At 71.4% G+C, this 2,896-nt stretch carries 2 protein-coding genes; one reads left to right on the forward strand and one right to left on the reverse strand.

All coding sequences use genetic code 11. The annotated features are described in order from the left end of the window. Positions 1 to 154 precede the first annotated feature (154 nt). On the reverse strand, positions 155 to 1,021 hold the full coding sequence (locus tag ACTHMS_RS10595; RefSeq protein WP_440306626.1) for an EamA family transporter: 867 nt from the start codon (positions 1,019 to 1,021) through the stop codon (positions 155 to 157). A gap of 43 nt (positions 1,022 to 1,064) precedes the next feature. On the opposite strand from ACTHMS_RS10595, the gene ACTHMS_RS10600 reads away from it, so the two are divergent. Further along, positions 1,065 to 2,896: TIGR03960 family B12-binding radical SAM protein (locus ACTHMS_RS10600; RefSeq protein WP_440306627.1), on the forward strand; the 1,832-nt coding region annotated here is incomplete at its 3' end.

The following is a 2,896-nucleotide window of genomic DNA, read 5'->3' on the forward strand; positions in this document are numbered from 1 at the left end:
GTGCTGGCCGGGCGGGGGACGGCGCTCCCAATCAACACTTTCGCCGCTGTTTGGTGTTTTTTGGGCAGGTTGTCGGGGCTTTCCGGCGCGCAATGCACAACACCGCGGCGGGGCGGGGCGGGGCGGGGCGGGGTGCGGCGCGGCGAGGCGCGGGTCAGGCCTCCGGCTCGGCGAGCGGCGGACGCCGGGCGGTGAGCGTCGAGCCGGCGCTCGCGGTCACCACCATGAGCAGCGCGAGCACGAGCACGAGCGTGATGCGCTCGCCGAGCACGAGCACACCGGCGAGCGTCGCCACCGCCGGCTGCAGGCACATCAGCAGCCCGAAGCGTGCCGGCGTCAGCGTGCGCAGCGCGATCAGCTCGAGCGAGTAGGGGATGAGCGAGCTCATCAGCCCCACCCCGAGCCCGCCCGCCAGCACCGTGCCGTGCAGCAGCGCCGAGCCGCCCTCGACGACGCCGGCCGGCAGCACGACGAACGTGCCGACACCGAGGGCCAGCGCGAGGCCGTCGAGCTGCGCGAAGGCGGCGCCGACCCGCTTCGACAGCAGGATGTAGCAGCCCCAGCAGGTCGCGGCGACGAGCACGAGCAGGATGCCGAGGGGGTGCACGGCCGACCCCGCCGAGCCGGACGCGAGCAGCGCCACCCCACCGGCGGCGAGCACGATCCACAGCGCGTCGAGGCGGCGCCGCGACCCGAGCACCGCGACGACGAGCGGACCGACGAACTCGATCGTCACGGCGACGCCGAGTGGGATCCGGTTGATCGCCTCGTAGAAGCTCCAGTTCATCGTCCCGAGGATCACGCCGAACGCGGCGGCGGCGAGCAGGTCGGCGCGTGACCGCCCGCGCACCCGCGGCCGGGCGATCGCGAGCAGGATCGCGCCGGAGAAGACCAGCCGCAGCAGCGTGACACCGGCCGGCCCGGCCTTCGGGAACAGCGTGTCGGCGAACGCCGAGCCGAATTGCACCGAGCCCATGCCGGCCACGACGAGCAGCTCGGGCGGCAGGGGAGCACGGGACACGATCGTCGATGCTGCCAGCTTCGGCCGCCTACACTGGGAGCCCGTGACCGTCGAGAGTGTCTGGCCCCGCCTGGAAGCCCTGCTTCCCCGCGTGAACAAGCCGATCCAGTACGTCGGCGGCGAGCTCAACGCCCGCAGCAAGGACTGGGACGCCGTCGAGGTGCGCTGGGCGCTCATGTACCCGGACGCGTACGAGGTGGGCCTGCCCAACCAGGGCGTGCAGATCCTCTACGAGGTCCTGAACGAGCGCCCCGACACGCTCGCCGAGCGCACGTACGCCGTCTGGCCCGACCTCGAGGCGCTCATGCGCGAGCACGGCGTGCCGCAGTTCACCGTCGACGCGCACCGGCCGGTCGGCGCCTTCGACCTGCTCGGCGTCAGCTTCGCCACCGAGCTCGGCTACACGAACCTGCTCACGGCCCTCGACCTCGCGGGCGTGCCGCTGCACGCGGCCGACCGCGACGAGCGCCACCCGATCGTCGTCGCCGGCGGCCATGCCGCGTTCAATCCCGAACCGATCGCCGACTTCGTCGACCTCGCCGTGCTCGGCGACGGCGAGCAGGCCGTCGGGCTGATCACCGACATCGTCCGCGACGCCAAGCGCGAGGGGCTCAGCCGCGACGAGACGCTGCTGCGCCTCGCGCAGACCGGCTCGCTCTACGTGCCGCGGTTCTACGACGTCAGCTACCTGCCGGACGGCCGCATCGAGGCGGTGACGCCGAACCGCGACGTGCCGGCGGTGATCCGCAAGCACACGGTCATGAACCTGGACGAGTGGCCGTACCCGAAGACGCCGCTGGTGCCCCTGGCCGAGTCGGTGCACGAGCGCATGTCCGTCGAGATCTTCCGCGGCTGCACGCGCGGCTGCCGCTTCTGCCAGGCAGGCATGATCACCCGCCCGGTGCGCGAGCGCAGCATCGAGACGGTCGGGCAGATGGTCGACGCCGGCCTGCGGGCCACCGGGTTCGACGAGGTCGGCCTGCTGTCGCTCAGCAGCGCCGATCACACCGAGATCGGCGAGATGGCCAAGCAGCTCGCCGACCGCTACGAGGACGAGAAGGTCAGCCTCTCGCTGCCGTCGACCCGCGTCGACGCGTTCAACATCGACCTCGCCAACGAGTTCAGCCGCAACGGCCGCCGGTCGGGCCTGACCTTCGCGCCCGAGGGCGGCAGCGAGCGGCTGCGGCGCGTGATCAACAAGATGGTCAGCAAGGACGACCTGATCCGCACCGTCTCGGCCGCGTACGCGCAGGGCTGGCGGCAGGTGAAGCTGTACTTCATGTGCGGCTTGCCGACCGAGACCGACGAGGACGTCCTCGAGATCGCCGAGATGGCGCACGACGTCATCCGGGCCGGGCGGGAGGCATCGGGCAGTAAGGACATCCGCTGCACCGTCTCCATCGGCGGGTTCGTCCCGAAGCCGCACACCCCGTTCCAGTGGGCCGCCCAGGCTGCGCCTGAGGTCGTCGACGAGCGGCTGCGCAAGCTGCGTGCCGCGATCAACGCGAACAAGGCGCTGGGTCGCAACGTCGGCATGCGCTATCACGACGGCGAGCCGTCGCTGGTCGAAGGGCTGCTCTCGCGCGGTGATCGCCGTGTCGGCGCGGTCATCGAGGAGGTGTGGCGCCAGGGCGGACGGTTCGACGGGTGGAGCGAGCACTTCTCCTTCAGCCGCTGGATGCAGGCCGCCGAATCGCAGCTGCACGGTGTGGATCTGGCGTGGTTCACCACACGTGAGCGCGACGGCGACGAGGTCCTGCCCTGGGATCACCTCGACTCGGGCCTGGACAAGCAGTGGCTCTGGGACGACTGGCAGGACGCACTCTCGGAGTTCGAACAGGACGACTGCAGGTGGACGCCCTGCTTCGACTGCGG

The sequence above is a fragment of the Jatrophihabitans sp. genome, from assembly GCF_051960575.1.
Taxonomy (GTDB): Bacteria; Actinomycetota; Actinomycetes; order Mycobacteriales; family Jatrophihabitantaceae; genus JBQCEE01.